General features: G+C 73.9%; 13 protein-coding genes. 10 read left to right on the forward strand and 3 right to left on the reverse strand.

Translation table 11 applies throughout. The annotated features are described in order from the left end of the window. The first annotated feature begins 51 nt into the window (after positions 1-51). The 7 genes from KU893_RS07425 to KU893_RS07465 all read left to right on the forward strand — a co-directional run bounded on the left by KU893_RS07425 (position 52) and on the right by KU893_RS07465 (position 7,229). Positions 52-1,941: a nicotinate phosphoribosyltransferase gene (locus tag KU893_RS07425; protein WP_306811635.1), complete on the forward strand. Its 1,890-nt coding sequence runs from the start codon at positions 52-54 to the stop codon at positions 1,939-1,941. Further along, positions 1,938-2,639, forward strand: coding sequence for an NUDIX hydrolase (locus KU893_RS07435; protein ID WP_218233703.1), 702 nt, complete (start codon positions 1,938-1,940; stop codon positions 2,637-2,639). The genes KU893_RS07425 and KU893_RS07435 overlap by 4 nt, the downstream gene beginning before the upstream one ends. Before the next feature lie 135 nt (positions 2,640-2,774). Next, entirely contained in the window at positions 2,775-3,659 is an 885-nt protein-coding gene (locus KU893_RS23520) for a metalloregulator ArsR/SmtB family transcription factor (protein WP_306811636.1), read from the forward strand. After that, on the forward strand, positions 3,656-4,231 hold the full coding sequence (locus KU893_RS07450) for a TIGR03086 family metal-binding protein (RefSeq protein ID WP_257441136.1): 576 nt from the start codon (positions 3,656-3,658) through the stop codon (positions 4,229-4,231). Before KU893_RS23520 ends, KU893_RS07450 begins: the two co-directional genes overlap by 4 nt. 41 nt (positions 4,232-4,272) lie before the next feature. Then, the gene (locus KU893_RS07455) at positions 4,273-4,620 is read left to right on the forward strand and encodes a TfoX/Sxy family protein (RefSeq protein WP_218233704.1); all 348 of its coding nucleotides are present in this window, start codon (positions 4,273-4,275) and stop codon (positions 4,618-4,620) included. Beyond that, on the forward strand, positions 4,572-5,885 hold the full coding sequence (locus tag KU893_RS07460; RefSeq protein ID WP_218233705.1) for an MFS transporter: 1,314 nt from the start codon (positions 4,572-4,574) through the stop codon (positions 5,883-5,885). The genes KU893_RS07455 and KU893_RS07460 overlap by 49 nt, the downstream gene beginning before the upstream one ends. Positions 5,886-5,954: 69 nt before the next feature. Continuing rightward, positions 5,955-7,229: an MFS transporter gene (locus KU893_RS07465; RefSeq protein ID WP_218233706.1), complete on the forward strand. Its 1,275-nt coding sequence runs from the start codon at positions 5,955-5,957 to the stop codon at positions 7,227-7,229. Positions 7,230-7,232: 3 nt separating this feature from the next. Here the strand turns inward: KU893_RS07465 and KU893_RS07470 are convergent, their stop codons facing one another. Further along, positions 7,233-7,907 (reverse strand): class F sortase, encoded by a 675-nt coding sequence (locus KU893_RS07470; RefSeq protein WP_218233707.1) that lies wholly within the window; start codon positions 7,905-7,907, stop codon positions 7,233-7,235. 47 nt (positions 7,908-7,954) lie between these two features. Between KU893_RS07470 and KU893_RS07475 the strand changes: the two genes are divergently transcribed. Genes KU893_RS07475 through htpX form a run of 3 tightly spaced genes read left to right on the forward strand, consistent with a single transcriptional unit; the run spans position 7,955 to position 14,260 of the window. Beyond that, positions 7,955-12,541, forward strand: coding sequence for an ATP-dependent helicase (locus KU893_RS07475; protein WP_218233708.1), 4,587 nt, complete (start codon positions 7,955-7,957; stop codon positions 12,539-12,541). After that, a complete protein-coding gene (locus tag KU893_RS07480; RefSeq protein ID WP_218233709.1) occupies positions 12,534-13,331 on the forward strand; it encodes a DNA-formamidopyrimidine glycosylase family protein in 798 nt (265 codons plus the stop codon). Before KU893_RS07475 ends, KU893_RS07480 begins: the two co-directional genes overlap by 8 nt. A gap of 56 nt (positions 13,332-13,387) precedes the next feature. Beyond that, positions 13,388-14,260 carry a zinc metalloprotease HtpX gene (gene htpX / locus KU893_RS07485; RefSeq protein WP_218233710.1) on the forward strand — a complete coding sequence of 291 codons (873 nt, stop codon included), beginning with the start codon at positions 13,388-13,390 and terminating at the stop codon, positions 14,258-14,260. Between the two features lie 125 nt (positions 14,261-14,385). On the opposite strand, the gene KU893_RS07490 is transcribed toward htpX, so the two are convergent. Then, a complete protein-coding gene (locus tag KU893_RS07490; RefSeq protein ID WP_218233711.1) occupies positions 14,386-14,694 on the reverse strand; it encodes a helix-turn-helix domain-containing protein in 309 nt (102 codons plus the stop codon). A gap of 55 nt (positions 14,695-14,749) precedes the next feature. Then, complete coding sequence (locus tag KU893_RS07495; RefSeq protein WP_218233712.1) at positions 14,750-15,277, reverse strand: CinA family protein; 528 nt, start codon at positions 15,275-15,277, stop codon at positions 14,750-14,752. Positions 15,278-15,291: the final 14 nt, after the last annotated feature.

Here is a 15,291-nt window from a genome sequence, read left to right on the forward strand (position 1 = left end):
ACTAGAGGAACCCTGTTATAGTCATTATGACTACAACATCGAGGAGCTGCGATGGACCGCACCGGACTGCTCACCGACCGCTACGAGCTCACCATGCTCGACTCGTTCGTGCGCGACGGCAGCGCCGGGCGCCCCGCGGTGTTCGAGGCCTTCGCCCGCCGCCTGCCCGAGGGGCGTCGCTACGGCATGCTCGCCGGGCTGGGCCGGCTGCTCGACGCCATCGAGCACTTCTCCTACGACGCCGACGAGCTCGCGTGGCTGCAGGAGCAGGGGGTGATCGGCGCCGAGACCGCCCGGTGGCTGGCCGACTTCCGGTTCACCGGCGACATCGACGGCTACCGCGAGGGCGACCTCTACTTCCCCGGCAGCCCGATCCTCACCGTCAGCGGATCCCTCGGCGAGTGCCTCCTGCTCGAGACCCTGGTGCTCAGCGTCCTCAACCACGACACCGCCATCGCCAGCGCGGCCGCCCGGATGGTCGACGCCGCGCAGGGCCGGCCGATCATCGAGATGGGCGGGCGCCGTACCCACGAGGAGGCGGCGGTCGCGACCGCGCGGGCGGCGTACCTCGCCGGGTTCGCGACCACCAGCAACCTGGCCGCCGGGCGGAGGTACGGCCTCCCGACCGCGGGAACCGCCGCCCACGCGTTCACCCTGGCCCACGACACCGAGGCCGACGCCTTCCGCAGCCAGGTCGAGGCACTCGGCGTCGGCACCACGCTGCTCGTCGACACCTACGACATCACCCAGGGCATCCGCACCGCCGTCGAGGTCGCCGGCACCGGCCTGGGGGCCGTCCGGATCGACTCCGGCGACCTGGCCGAGGAGTCGCACAAGGCGCGCGTCCTGCTCGACGCGCTCGGCGCGACCTCCACCCGGATCGTCGTGACCAGCGACCTCGACGAGTTCGTCATCACCGCGCTCGCGGACGCCCCGATCGACGGCTACGGCGTCGGCACCCGCGTCGCCACCGGCTCCGGCCACCCCACCGCGAGCATGGTCTACAAGCTGGTCGCGATCGCCGACGCCCCGGGCGAGCCGCTGCGCTCGGTTGCGAAGAAGTCGAAGGACAAGGGATCGGTGGGCGGCCGCAAACACGCCTTCCGGGAGTACGACGCCGGCGGCACCCTGCTCGCCGAGTGGTTCACCGGCCAGGACGCTCCCCGGCCCGGCCCCGGCGCACGCCCGGTCCAGGTCGCACTGGTCCGCGCCGGGGAGGTCGTGCACCGCCCCCCGCTCACCGAGGTCCGCGCGTTCGCGGCCGCGACCCTGGCCACCCTGCCGGCCGACGCGCGCACGGTCGCCGCCGGACCGGCGTACCTGACCGCCACGCTTCGAGAGGAGACAGCCATGGCAGCACCCGGCACGAGGGCGTTGATCGTCGTCGACGTCCAGAACGACTTCGTCGAGGGCGGCTCGCTCGGCGTCCCCGGCGGCCGCGAGGTCGCCGGTCGGATCAGCGACCACCTCGCCGCCCACGCCGGCGACTACGCCGTGGTCGCCGCGTCACGCGACTGGCACCACGCTGGGGAGACCAACGGCGGCCACTTCCACGCCCCCGGTGAGCAACCGGACTTCGTGACCACCTGGCCGGTCCACTGCGTCCAGGGCGAGGCCGGCTCCGAGTACGCCCCCGAGCTGGAGACCTCCGCCGTCACCCACCACGTGGTGAAGGGCATGGGCGAGCCGGCGTACTCCGCCTTCGAGGGGATCACCGCCGACGGCGAGCGGCTGGCCGACGTGCTGCGGTCCGCGGGCGTCGACCGGGTCGACGTCACCGGCATCGCGACCGACTACTGCGTGCGCGCCACGGCCCTCGACGCCGTCCGCGCGGGCTTCCGGGTCCGGCTCCTCGACGGCCTGCACGCCGGCGTCGCCCCCGACTCGTCGAAGGCGGCGATCGAGGAGCTGGCCGCGGCCGGCGTCGAGGTGGCCCGATGACCGCCCCCCACCCGCCGTTCGCGGTGGCCGTCGACCTGGCCGTGTTCACCATCCGCGACGGCGCGCTCGCCGTGCTGCTGGTCGAGCGCGGCGAGGAGCCCTTCCGCGGATCGTGGGCACTGCCGGGCGGGTTCGTCGAGCCCGACGAGGACGCCGAGCAGGCCGCCTGGCGCGAGCTGCGCGAGGAGACCGGGATGGCGCGCTTCCCCGGCCACCTCGAGCAGCTGCGGACCTACTCCGCCCCCGACCGCGACCCGCGCCAGCGCGTGGTCTCCATCGCCCACGTCGCCCTCGCCCCCGACCTGCCCGAACCGCAGGCCGGCACCGACGCCGCCGACGCCCGCTGGTGGGTCGTCGACGACCTGCTCGAGGGCGACGACGGACCCACCCTGGCCTTCGACCACCGGCAGATCCTGCTCGACGCCCGCGAACGGGTCCGGGCCAAGCTGGAGTACACGACGCTGGCCACCGAGTTCGTCGCCGAGCCGTTCACCCTCCCCGAGCTGCGCCGCGTGTACGCCGCCGTCTGGGGCACGCCCCCGGACCTCGGCAACTTCCGCCGCAAGGTCCTCGGCACCGACGGCTTCGTCGTCCCCACCGACGTCCGCGGCGAGGCGACCGAGGCCGGCGGACGGCGGGCGTTGCTCTACCGACGGGGTACGGCGACGGTCGTCTCTCCCCCGATGGCTCGCGGCTGATCTCGGCCGAGGACGTTGCGGTTTGGTCCCCAACCGCAACGACACGCCGGCAGATGCTGCGGTTTGGGACCAAACCGCAACACCTCCTCAACCCGATGGTTGACAGTCGCGGCCGATCGGCATCTAATCAACCACATGGTTGAGCAAGACGATCGGCTCTCCCGGGTCTTCGCCGCCCTCGCCGACCCGACCCGCCGCGACATGGTGACCCGCCTGGCGGCGGGCGACGCGACGGTGAGCGAGCTGGCGGCGCCGTACGACGTCTCGCTGCAGGCGGTCTCCAAGCACCTCAAGGTGCTCGAGGAGGCGGGCCTGGTCCGGCGCAGCCGCGACGCGCAACGGCGTCCGGTCCACCTGGACGCGGAGGTGTTCGACCTGATGACGAAGTGGATCGAGCGCTACCGGCAGCAGGCCGAGGCGCGCTACCGGCGCCTGGACCAGGTCCTCGCCCGAATGCAGGGCGAGCACACCGCCCACGGACGACGAGCACGAGCGAGGCGAAGGAGCAGCAGGATGAGCACCAGCAGCACGGCACCCGAGGTCCTGATCGAGGCGGATCCCGACGTCCCCACGGTCCGGATCGTGCGCGAGTTCGACGCCCCGCGCGAGCTCGTCTTCCGCGCCCACGTCGAGCCCGAGCTGGTCACCCAGTGGCTGGGCCCCGACTCGGTCGGCATGGCGATCGACCTGTGGGACATCCGCACCGGCGGCGCGTACCGCTACACCGCGCTGCGCGACGGCGCGGAGATCGCCCACTTCTACGGCGCGGTGCACCGCGTCGACGAGAACGAACGGATCGTGCAGACCTTCGGCTTCGAGGAGATGCCCGACGCGGTCAGCCTCGACACGATGGTCTTCGTCGCCCTGCCCGGCGACCGCACCCGGCTCGAGGCGCTGTCGGTGGTCTACGACTTCGAGTCCCGCGCCGGGATGCTCGCCAGCGGGATGGAGGTCGGCATCACCGAGGGGTACGCCGCCCTCGACCGCCTTCTCGCCTCGCTCTCCGGGGACGCGGAGTGATCCCCGGCGCTCCGGCCGAGGAGCACCGCAGCATCGCGGGCACCTTCGGCGCGAGGGTGCGCGGGGTGGCCGCGGAGGGCTGGGACGCGCCGACGCCGGTCGCTCAGTGGCGGGCGCGCGACGTCGTACGTCACCTGGTCGAGTGGTTCCCCGCGTTCCTCGCCGACGGCTCCGACATCGAGCTCCCACCCGGCCCGGACGTCGACGTCGACCCGGTCGCGGCGTGGGACCACCACGCTGCCGCGGTCCAGGCCGTCCTCGACGACCCGGCGTACGCCGACGTCACCTTCACGCACCCCCGACTCCCCCCGCTGCCGCTCCCCCGCGCGATCGCGCAGTTCTACACCGGCGACGTCTTCCTGCACACCTGGGACCTCGCCCGCGCCACCGGCCAGGACGACACCCTCGACGCCGAGCGCTGCCGGGTGATGCTGCACGGCATGGAGCCGCTCGACGAGATGCTGCGCCAGAGCGGGCAGTACGGTCCGCGGGTGCCGGTCGCCGGGGACGCGCGCTGGCAGGACCGGCTGATCGGGTTCATCGGCCGCGACCCCGCCTGGCAGCCGTCGTAAACGGGTCGAGCGATGTCGGTGGCCGGTCCTAGCCTGCTGCCATGGCGTACGACGAAGAGCTGGCCGGGCGGCTCCGCGACCTCCTCGCGGAGGAGCCGGCTGCGGCGGGGCGCGAGCTCACCGAGAGGAAGATGTTCGGCGGACTGGGCCTCATGGTCGCCGGCAACATGGCCGTCGCCGCCAGTGGCCAGGGCGGCCTGATGGTGCGGGTCGACCCGGCCGAGGGCGAGGAGCTGGTGGCCACGACGCCGGCGTACCCGATGGAGATGCGCGGCAGAGCGATGAGCGGCTGGCTGCGGGTCGACCTCGCCGACCTCGCCACCGACGAGGCGCTGGGCGCGTGGGTGCACCGCGGCGCGTCGTACGCCGCGTCCCTGCCGCCCAAGTGAAGGCCTTCTGGGCGGCCCTGCCCACCGAGGGCCGCTGGCTGCTGTCGACGGTCGCGATCCAGACCCTGGGCCGCGGCCTGACCCTGCCGTTCACGCTGATCTACCTGCACGAGGTCCGCGGCTTCGAGCTCGGCCTGTCCGGCACCTTGATGGCGCTGATCGCGGTCGTCGGGTTCCTGGTGACCGGGCCGGGCGGCGCGCTGGTCGACCGGTACGGCGCCCGCGCGGTGCTCCTGGTCGGCCTGGCCGCGATGATCGCCGGCAACCTCGTCCTGGCCTTCGCGACGACGCCGGCGGTGGCCGCCCTGGCACTGGTGCTGGTCGGGTTCAACTTCGGGGTCTCGTGGCCGGCGTTCAACGCGCTGATCGCGGCGGTGGTGAGCGGTGAGCTGCGTCAGCAGTACTTCGGCATCAACTTCGCCCTGGTCAACCTCGGGATCGGCGTCGGCGGGGTGGTCGGCGGCCTGTTCGCCGACGTCGACCGGCCGGACACGTTCACCGCGATCTTCGTCGGCGACGCGCTGACCGGGCTGGTGCCGCTCGCGCTGCTGCTGGGCCCGCTACGCCACGTCCACGGCCGCGCTCCCGCGCCGGAGGACGGCTCCGCGCCGGCGAGCGTCGGCTACCTCACCATCCTCCGGCAGCCGGCGGTGCGCTGGCTGACCCTGCTCACCTTCGTCGGCACCTTCATCGGCTACGGCCAGCACGAGGCCGGCTTCCCGGGCTTCGCTCGCCAGGCCGCCGAGGTATCGACCCGCACCGTCGGTCTGGCGTTCGCGGTCAACACCGTGGTGATCGTGGTCCTGCAGTTCTCGGTGCTCAACCGGATCAAGCGCCACCTGCGCACGCGGGTGATGGTGGTGATGGCCCTGATCTGGGCGGTGGCCTGGGGGCTGCTCGGCGCGGCCGGCGTCGTCCCGGGTGGCGCCCTGGCGGTCGCGGGCGTGCTCGCCTACATGGCGGTCTTCGCGCTCGGCGAGACCCTGCTCCAGCCCACGGTGCCGGCGATGGCCAACGACCTCGCGACCGACCACACCCGTGGCCGCTACAACGCGATCACCGCGGCGGCCTTCCAGGGCGGCGCGATCGCGGGCCCCGTGGTTGCCGGGTACCTGCTCGAGCACGGCCTCGCGGCGGCCTACATCGCGACCATGGTGACGGGCTGTGCAGCGATCGCGGCGATGGCGCTGGTGCTCGAACGGCACGTCCCGGCGGCCGCCAACGGGGGTGTCGGCGTGGCGTCCCCCACACCCGAGGTGGTTTGACCCCGCACAATTTCGTGGCGACCTTGCCGCATCCGTAAAGTTTTCGGTTGTGAAGCGCCCGGTCCACGCATGATCTCGTTGAAGTCGTTCTGGACCGCACTTCCCGCCGAAGGCCGGTGGCTGCTGTCCACCGTCGCGATCTCCACGCTCGGCCGCGGCCTGGTGCTGCCCTTCACCTTGATCTACCTCCACGAGGTGCGCGGCTTCGGACTCGGCCTGTCCGGCGTGCTGATGGCGACCATCGCCGTCGCCGCCTTCGTGGTGACCGGCCCCAGTGGCGCCCTGACCGACCGGTACGGCGCCCGCGCGGTCATGCTCGGCGGCCAGTCGTCGATGGTGCTCGGCACCGTGCTGCTCGCCTTCGCCACGACCCCGGCCAGCGCAGCGGTGGCGCTCGTCCTGGTGGGGGTCAACTTCGGCTCCTCGATGCCGGCGTTCAACTCGCTCATCGCGACGGTCGTCGAGGGCGAGGTGCGCCAGCAGTACTTCGGCGTCAACTTCGCACTCATCAACCTCGGTCTCGGCGTCGGCGGCATCGTCGGCGGCCTGTTCGCCGACGTCGCCCGGCCGGAGACGTTCACTGCGATCTACCTCGCCGACGCGACCTCCGGCCTGATCCCGCTGGCGCTCTTCCTCGGCCCGCTGCGGCACGTCCACGGCCGCGTGCTCCACGCGCCGCGCAACCTGGAGGCCGGGGCCGCGCCCGGGTACCGCACCATCCTGCGCAGCCCGGCCGTGCGCTGGCTGACGCTGCTCACCTTCGTGGCCACCTTCATCGGCTACGGCCAGTTCGAGGTCGGCCTGCCCGCGTTCGCCCGTGGCGACGCCGGGTTGTCGACCGAGATGATCGGGGTCGGCTTCGCCCTGAACACCTTCGTGATCGTGGCCTTCCAGTTCACCGTGATGGGCCGGATCCGCGGCCGGCGGCGCACCCGGGTGCTCTCCGTGATGGCTCTGCTGTGGGCGGCCGCCTGGTTGCTGATGGGCGCCGGCGCCCTGGCCCCCGGCAGCGCCCTCGCCGTCACCGGTCTGCTCGGCTTCGGGATCGTCTTCGGCATCGGCGAGACCCTGCTCCAGCCCACCCTGCCCGCGATCAACAACGACCTCGCTCCCGACCACCTGCGGGGGCGCTACAACGCGCTCAACTCCGCGGCCGTGCAGGCCGCCACCGTCGCCGGACCGGTCGTCGCCGGGCTCCTGCTCGAGCGCGGGCACGGGACCGCGCTCATCGCGCTGATGGTGCTCGGCTGCGGCGCGATCGCCGTCGTGGCGACAGTGCTCGAGCGGCACCTCCCGGCTACGGTGAACGGCCGGCCGGCCGTCGTACCGGAACCGGTCGGGTAGCCGTCAGGCAGCCGTGGCCGGGCTGGCGAACCACAGCGTGCGGTGCGTCCAGTTCCCGGGGCCGAGGCGCTTGCCCGAGCAGACCACGATCACGACCTCCGGCGGCCCGTCGGCGGCGTCCCAGCCGGGGAAGCCGGCGCTGGCGAGCACCTCGGTCCGCTCGGTGACGGTGTAGCAGGCGGTCCGGCGGGTCTCGCCCTTCCCGGCCGCGAGCACGAGCCGACCGCCGACGTCGAGGCCGGCGAGCAGCTTGTTGCCCATCGCGGTGCCGTCGGGCCAGGTGTGGGTGTTGAGCAGCACGTGGCCCGCAGCCGAGCCGGGCTCGATGCCGCCGCGGTCCCAGGCGAAGGCCAGCTTGTCGGCGACCGGGGGGACACCGGGCACGCCCGCCGCGTCACGCGGCAACGCCAGCACCCGCGCCTTCCGGGTGACCCCGGGGACGCTGATCGTCGTCGGGACGAACCCTGCGCTCGCCTGCCGGGCGCACGGGTCCGGCGCGGGGGCCGGGGCCGGAGTCGGAGTGGGAGTCGGGGTGGGCGCTGCGGGCGTCGGTACGGCGGCCGGCCGCTCGGGCTCGTCACCACCGCGCAGCAGCAATCCGGCGCACAGGACCGCCAGCACGACCACGCCCGCGACCAGCGCGAGCTCGCTCCGCCGACGCTCCTCCTCCACAGCCACGGGCCCATTGTGACGGCCGTGTCGGTGGCGTGCGGGAGGATGACGGAATGGAGGACCCCCTGGCCCGGTTCAGCGAGGCGACGCGCACGTGGTTCCGTGCCGCGTTCGCCGAGCCCACCGCCGCCCAGGTGGGCGCGTGGGACGCGATCGCGCGGGGCCACCACACCCTCGTCGTCGCGCCGACCGGTTCCGGCAAGACGCTCAGCGCCTTCCTCGCCAGCCTCGACCGGCTGCTCACCACGCCGGCACCCGACGACCGGCGCCACCGCACCCGGGTCCTCTACGTCTCCCCGCTCAAGGCGCTCGCGGTCGACGTCGAGCGCAACCTGCGCGCCCCGCTCACCGGCATCCGGCAGACCGCGGAGCGGATCGGGTTTCGAGGCTCGGCCGCGGGCGGCCTCACACCTCAACCAACGGTGGGGCTGCCCGAGGTGAGCGTCGGCATCCGGTCCGGCGACACCCCCGCCAACGAACGGCGTCGGCTCGCCACCCGGCCCCCCGACGTGCTCATCACGACGCCCGAGTCGCTCTTCCTCATCCTCACCAGCCAGGCCCGGGAGACCCTGCGCGGCGTCGAGACGATCATCGTCGACGAGGTGCACGCGGTGGCCGGCACCAAGCGCGGCGCCCACCTCGCGCTCAGCCTCGAGCGGCTCGACGCCCTGCTCCCCCGGCCCGCCCAACGGGTCGGGCTGTCGGCCACGGTCCGGCCCACCGAGGAGGTGGCCCGGTTCCTCGGCGGCACCGCGCCGGTCGAGATCGTCGCCCCACCCACCCGCAAGGAGTGGGACCTGCGGGTCGAGGTTCCCGTCGAGGACATGACCGAGCTCGGCCAGGTGGTCGAGGACGACGACCCCACCGCACCGCCGAGCCGGGCGAGCATCTGGCCGCACGTCGAGCAACGGGTCGCCGAGCTGATCGGCGAGCACCGCTCGACGATCGTGTTCACCAACGGCCGGCGGACGGCGGAGCGGCTGACCGCACGCCTCAACGAGATCGCCGCCGAGATGACGACCGACGGCATCACGCCCCCGGCGCAGGTGATGGCGCAGTCCGGAGCCGCCGCCGGCGCCCCACCGGTGCTGGCGCGCACCCACCACGGCTCGGTCTCCAAGGAGCAGCGCGCGCTCGTCGAGGACGACCTCAAGTCCGGCCGGTTGCCGGCGGTGGTCGCCACCAGCAGTCTCGAGCTCGGCATCGACATGGGTGCCGTCGACCTGGTCCTCCAGATCGCCTCGCCCCCCAGCGTCGCGAGCGCCCTCCAGCGCGTGGGGCGTGCCGGCCACCAGGTCGGCGAGACCTCGACCGGAGTCTTCTTCCCCCAGCACCGCGGCGACCTGGCGCCCGCCGCCGTGGCGGTGGCCCGGATGCGCACCGGCGGCATCGAGGCGCTCCGTGTGCCGGCCAACCCGCTGGACGTGCTGGCCCAGCAGGTCGTCGCCGCGACCGCGGTCGACGAGTGGGACGTCGACGAGCTGTTCGCGCTGGTCCGGCGCAGTGCGCCCTACGCCCACCTCCCCCGCTCGGCCTACGACGCGGTGCTCGACCTGCTCGCCGGGCGCTACCCCTCCGACGAGTTCGCCGAGCTGCGCCCGCGGGTCACCTGGGACCGGGTCACCGGGGTCGTCACCGGGCGCCCGGGCGCCCAGCGGCTGGCCGTCACGAGCGGTGGCACCATCCCCGACCGCGGCCTCTACGGCGTCTTCCTCGCCGGCGAGGGCACCAACCGCCGGGTCGGCGAGCTCGACGAGGAGATGGTCTACGAGAGCCGGGTCGGCGACGTGTTCGCCCTCGGCGCGACCAGCTGGCGGATCGAGGACATCACCCACGACCGGGTGATCGTCACCCCCGCGCCCGGCGTCCCCGGGCGCCTGCCGTTCTGGAAGGGCGACACCGCCGGACGTCCGACCGAGCTCGGCGAGGCGATCGGTGCGTTCACCCGTGAGCTCGCCGCGCTGCCCGACGCCGACGCGCAGGCCCGGGCGCGGGAGGTCGGGCTCGTCGCCAACGCCGCCGCCAACCTGGTCGCCTACCTGCGGGAGCAGGTCGAGGCGACCCGGGTGCTGCCCAGCGACACCACCGTCCTGGTCGAGCGCTTCCGTGACGAGCTCGGCGACTGGCGCCTCGCCGTCCACTCCCCCTACGGCACCGCCGTCCACGCGCCCTGGGCGCTGGCCATCAACGCCCGGCTGCGGGAGCGCTACGGCGTCGACGGGCAGGCCCTGGCCTCCGACGACGGCATCGTGATCCGGATCCCCGACACCGACGCCGACGCACCCGGCGCCGACCTGATCGCGTTCGAGCCCGACGAGATCGAGGAGATCGTCACCCGAGAGGTCGGCGGGTCCGCGCTCTTCGCCGCCCGGTTCCGCGAGTGCGCCGCGCGGGCCCTGCTGCTCCCCCGCCGCGATCCCGGCCGGCGCTCTCCGCTGTGGCAGCAGCGTCAGCGGGCCGCCGCCCTGCTCGAGGTCGCCGCCCGCTACCCGGCCTTCCCCATCGTGCTCGAGACCGTCCGTGAGGTTCTCAACGACGTCTACGACCTGCCGGGCCTGACCACCCTGCTGCGCCGGGTCGACCAGCGTGAGGTCACGGTCACCGAGGTCGAGACGACCCAGCCCTCGCCGTACTCGCGGACGTTGATGTTCGGCTACGTCGCCCAGTTCGTCTACGAGGGCGACTCGCCGCTCGCCGAGCGCCGAGCCGCCGCGCTCACCCTCGACCAGGGCCTGCTCGCCGAGCTGCTCGGTCGTGCCGAGCTGCGCGAGCTGCTCGACCCCGACGTGCTCGCCGAGGTCGAGGCCGAGCTCCAGCGCACCACCCCCGAGCGTCGCGCGCGTGACGCCGAGGGCCTGGTCGACCTGCTCCGCCTGCTCGGCCCGCTCACCGCCGCCGAGGTCGCCGCCCGCTCCCGCGACGACGCCCCGGTCGCCGACTGGCTCGCCGACCTGGTGACCGCGCGGCGGGCGGTCGAGGTCCGGATGCCGTACGGCGACGCCTGGGCCGTCGTCGAGGACGTCGCCCGGCTGCGTGACGGCCTGGGCGTCCCGGCCCCGCCCGGCACCCCCGCCGCCTTCACCGAGCCCGTCGACGACCCGCTCGCCGACCTGGTGGGCCGCTACGCCCGCACCCACGGGCCGTTCACCGCCGAGCAGGTGGCGACCCGGCTCGGTCTGGGCGTGGCAGTGGTCCGCCACACCCTGCAGCGGCTGGAGGCGCACGGCCGGGTGCTGTCCGGCGAGTTCCGGCCGGTCGGCGCGGGCGAGGAGTGGTGCGACGTCGAGGTGCTGCGCCGGCTGCGGAGACGCTCGCTGGCCCGGCTTCGCCACGAGATCGAGCCGGTCGAGCCGACCACGCTGGCCCGGTTCTCGACCGCATGGCACCAGGTTTCGACAGGCTCAACCACCGGTGGGGGCAAGGGCCCCCGCGGCGTCGACGGCCTGCTCCACACCCTCGAGCAGCTCGCCGGAGCCCCGGTGCCGGCCAGCGCGCTGGAGTCGCTCGTGCTCCCGGCCCGGGTGCGCGACTACGAGCCGGCGCTGCTCGACGAGCTGACCGCGACCGGCGAGGTCGTGTGGTCCGGGCACGGCGCGCTGCCCGGCAGCGACGGCTGGGTCTCGCTCCACCTCGCCGACCGTGCGCACCTCACGCTCCCCGCCCCCGGTCCCGTGGAGGACCCGCTCCACCGGCGGGTCCTCGACGCGCTCGCACCGGGCGGCGCCTGGTTCTTCCGACAGGTCGCCGACCAGGTCGCCCGTGCCTGTCTCGACGCCGGCGAGGACGCGCCCCTCGACGACGCCGTCAGCTCCGCCCTCTGGGCGCTGGTGTGGAGCGGCCACCTCACCAACGACACGCTCACTCCGCTCCGCGCCCTGACCCGCTCGGGCCGCGCGGCCCATCGCACCCGCCGCGCCCCGGCCCGCCCCGGACGCGTCGCCCGCACCGGCCCGCCCGAGACCGCCGGCCGCTGGTCGCTGCTGCCCGCGATCGACACCGACCCGACCCGACGGGCCCACGCCGCCGCCGAGCAGCTGCTCGAGCGCCACGGCGTCGTGACCCGGGGTGCCGTCGTCAACGAGCGGGTGCCGGGCGGCTTCGCCGCGGTCTACAAGGTGCTCAGCGCCTTCGAGGACGCCGGCCGCTGTCGCCGGGGGTACTTCGTCGAAGGCCTGGGCGCGGCCCAGTTCGGCACCGCCGGGGCCGTCGACCGGCTGCGGTCCTTCTCCACCCCGCTCGGGGAGGACCTCGAGGCCAAGCCGGTCGCCGTCGCTCTCGCCGCCACCGACCCGGCCAACCCCTACGGCGCCGCGCTGCCCTGGCCGAGCGCCGAGCGGGAGCAGGAGAGCGGACACCGCCCGGGCCGCAAGGCGGGCGCGCTCGTGGTGCTGGTCGACGGTGCGCTGGTCCTCTACGTCGAGCGCGGCGGGCGCACACTGCTCACCTGGACCGAGGACCTCGACCTGCTCACCCCGGCCGCCGAGGCGCTGTCGAGCGCCGTACGCCGCGGCACGCTCGGGCAGCTCACCGTCGAACGGGCCGACGGCACCGCCCTGCTCGGCAGCGGCGGACCGTTGCGCGACGCCCTCGCCGCCGCCGGGTTCGTCGCCACACCGCGGGGGCTCCGGGTCCGTGCCTGAGGGCGACGCGGTCCGGCGTACCGCCGACCGGCTCGACCGGGCTCTCGCCGGCCAGGTCCTCAACGGGTCCGACCTGCGGGTCCCCCAGCTCGCCACCACCGACCTGACCGGCGCCACCGTCGAGCGGACCGCCACCCACGGCAAGCACCTGCTCACCCGGATGACGATGCCCGGCGGCACCTCGCTCACCCTGCACACCCACCTCAAGATGGAGGGCAGCTGGCGGGTGATCGCGCCCGGCGCCCGCTGGCCGGGCCCGGCCCACGACGCCCGGGTCGTGCTCCGCAGCGCCCGGGCGGAGGCCATCGGCTTCCTGCTCGGCGTGGTCGAGCTGCTGCCGACCGCCGAGGAGCCGTCCGTCGTCGGCCACCTGGGCCCGGACCTGCTCGGCGCCTGGAGCGCGGACGACGAGGCCGACGCGCTGGCCCGGCTCACCGCCCAGCCCGACCGGGTCCTCGGCACCGCCCTGCTCGACCAGACCGTCGTCGCCGGGCTCGGCACGATCTGGCTCTCCGAGGTCTGCTTCGTCCAGGGCGTGCACCCGCAGTCGCCCGTCGCCGCCGTCGGGGACCCGTTGCGCCTGCTGCGCCGGGCGAGGCAGATGATCCGCTCCGGCCTCGAGCACGGCCAGCCGCTGACCACCGGCGACCGGCGCAACCCGGTCTGGGTCTACCGCCGCCAGCGTCAGCCGTGCCTGCGCTGTCGCACCCTCGTCGAGGCCGGTCAGGTCGGCGACCCGGGCCGGGAGCGGACCACCTACTGGTGCCCCCGCTGCCAGCCGCGCGCGTGACCGGGGTCTCCCCGGACGTGCGGAACGCGACACCCACAATCGTTCGTTGACCAGGCATGCACCAGCACTTCAACGGGCTCAAGACGGCCGGCCTGTTCGGCGCGATCTTCGCGCTGCTGCTCGCCGTCGGCGGACTGATCGCTGCCGCGACCGGCAGCTCGGCCTTCATCTGGATCTTCGCTCTGATCGGTGTCGGTACGACGGCCTACGGCTACTGGAACTCCGACAAGCTCGCCATCCGCGCGATGCACGCCTACCCGGTCTCGGAGTTCCAGCAGCCCGCGATGTACCGGATCGTGCGCGAGCTCTCCCAGCGCGCGGGCCAGCCGATGCCGGCGCTGTACGTCTCCCCCACCCAGGCGCCCAACGCGTTCGCGACCGGCCGCAACCCCCAGCACGCAGCCGTCTGCTGCACGGAGGGGATCCTCGGCCTGCTCGACGAGCGCGAGCTGCGCGGAGTGCTCGGCCACGAGCTGATGCACGTCTACAACCGCGACATCCTCACCGGCTCGGTCGCCGCCGCCGTCGCGGGCGTGATCAGCTCGGTCGCCCAGTTCCTGGCGTTCACGTCGTTCTTCGGCGGCGGCAACGACGAGGACCGCCCGAACCCGCTCGTCATGATCGCGACCGCCCTGCTCGCCCCGTTTGCGGCCGCGGTGATCCAGATGGCGATCAGCCGCACCCGCGAGTACGACGCCGACGAGGACGGCGCCCGTCTGACCGAGGACCCCCTGGCGCTCGCCTCGGCGCTGCGCAAGCTGGAGCTCGGCACCGCCCGCGCTCCCCTGGCCCCCACGCCCCAGCTGCAGAACGCCAGCCACATGATGATCGCGAACCCCTTCCGGGCCGCCGACGTGCAGAAGATGTTCTCCACCCACCCGCCGATGGCGGACCGGATCGCCCGGCTCGAGGCGATGTCGCGCCGCTGATCCGGCCACCTTCAGGCTGACGTAACCAGAGCCTGGACGACAAAACTGGCGCTTGGACGAGGAAGTTTCCTCGTCCAACCACCAGTTTCACCGGCCGGCCGGTGAAACTGTTCCGGGGTCGAAAATCAGGCAGCGGACGCCACGACCGCGGCACGACGCGGAGCGATCGGCGTGGGTTCGGCCGCCACCAGTGCGGCGGCCTCCTCGAGCGCCACCGCGTCGGCGACCTCGCGCAGCACGTCGGACAGCGGCATCTCGAGCGCGTCGCACAGCGACGCCAGCAGCTCGGAGGACGCTTCCTTCTGGCCGCGCTCGATCTCCGAGATGTACCCCAGGCTCACCCGCGCGGCCCCGGAGACCTCACGGAGGGTCAGTCCGAGCTCGGTACGGCGACTCCGCAGGATGTCACCGAGCGATCGGCGAAAGAGCACCATCGCGAGCTCCTCTCCGGGCTGTACGGGGATGGGTGGTCGGGTCCTGTGCCCAACGCTACCCGAGGCCCGAATCTTCCGGCGGCTGCCCAGCCCTTGAGCGTGCCGCGGCGTGCTCGCCGTCGAGCTCCGCGATGAGGGCGCCGACCGCCGCGTCGACGGTCGCGGCCTGGATCTGGGACCGGTCTCCCGCCAGCGTGAGGTCGAGGACCCGGGTGCCGCCGGGACCGGCCAGGCCGACGTAGACGGTGCCGACCGGCTTGCCCTCCTGCCGGTCGGGGCCCGCCACACCGGTCGTGCTCAACGCGTACGCCGTCCCGAGCAGCCGCCGCGCACCGTCGGCCATCGCCCGCGCGCACTCCGCCGACACCACGCCGTGGGCCTCGACCAGGTCCTGGGGCACACCGAGCACCTCGACCTTGATGTGGGTCTGGTAGCTGACCACGCCGCCGGCGTACACGACCGAGGAGCCGGGGGCCTCCGTCAGACGGGCGGCCAGCCGGCCGCCGGTGAGCGACTCCGCCGTGGCGACACTGGCGCCGGCATCCCGCAGCACACGGACGAGGGCCTCAGCCGGTGACTCCATGACCGCATCGTGTC

Origin of the sequence: Nocardioides daeguensis (assembly GCF_019192965.1) — a bacterium.
Classification (GTDB): domain Bacteria; phylum Actinomycetota; class Actinomycetes; order Propionibacteriales; family Nocardioidaceae; genus Nocardioides; species Nocardioides daeguensis.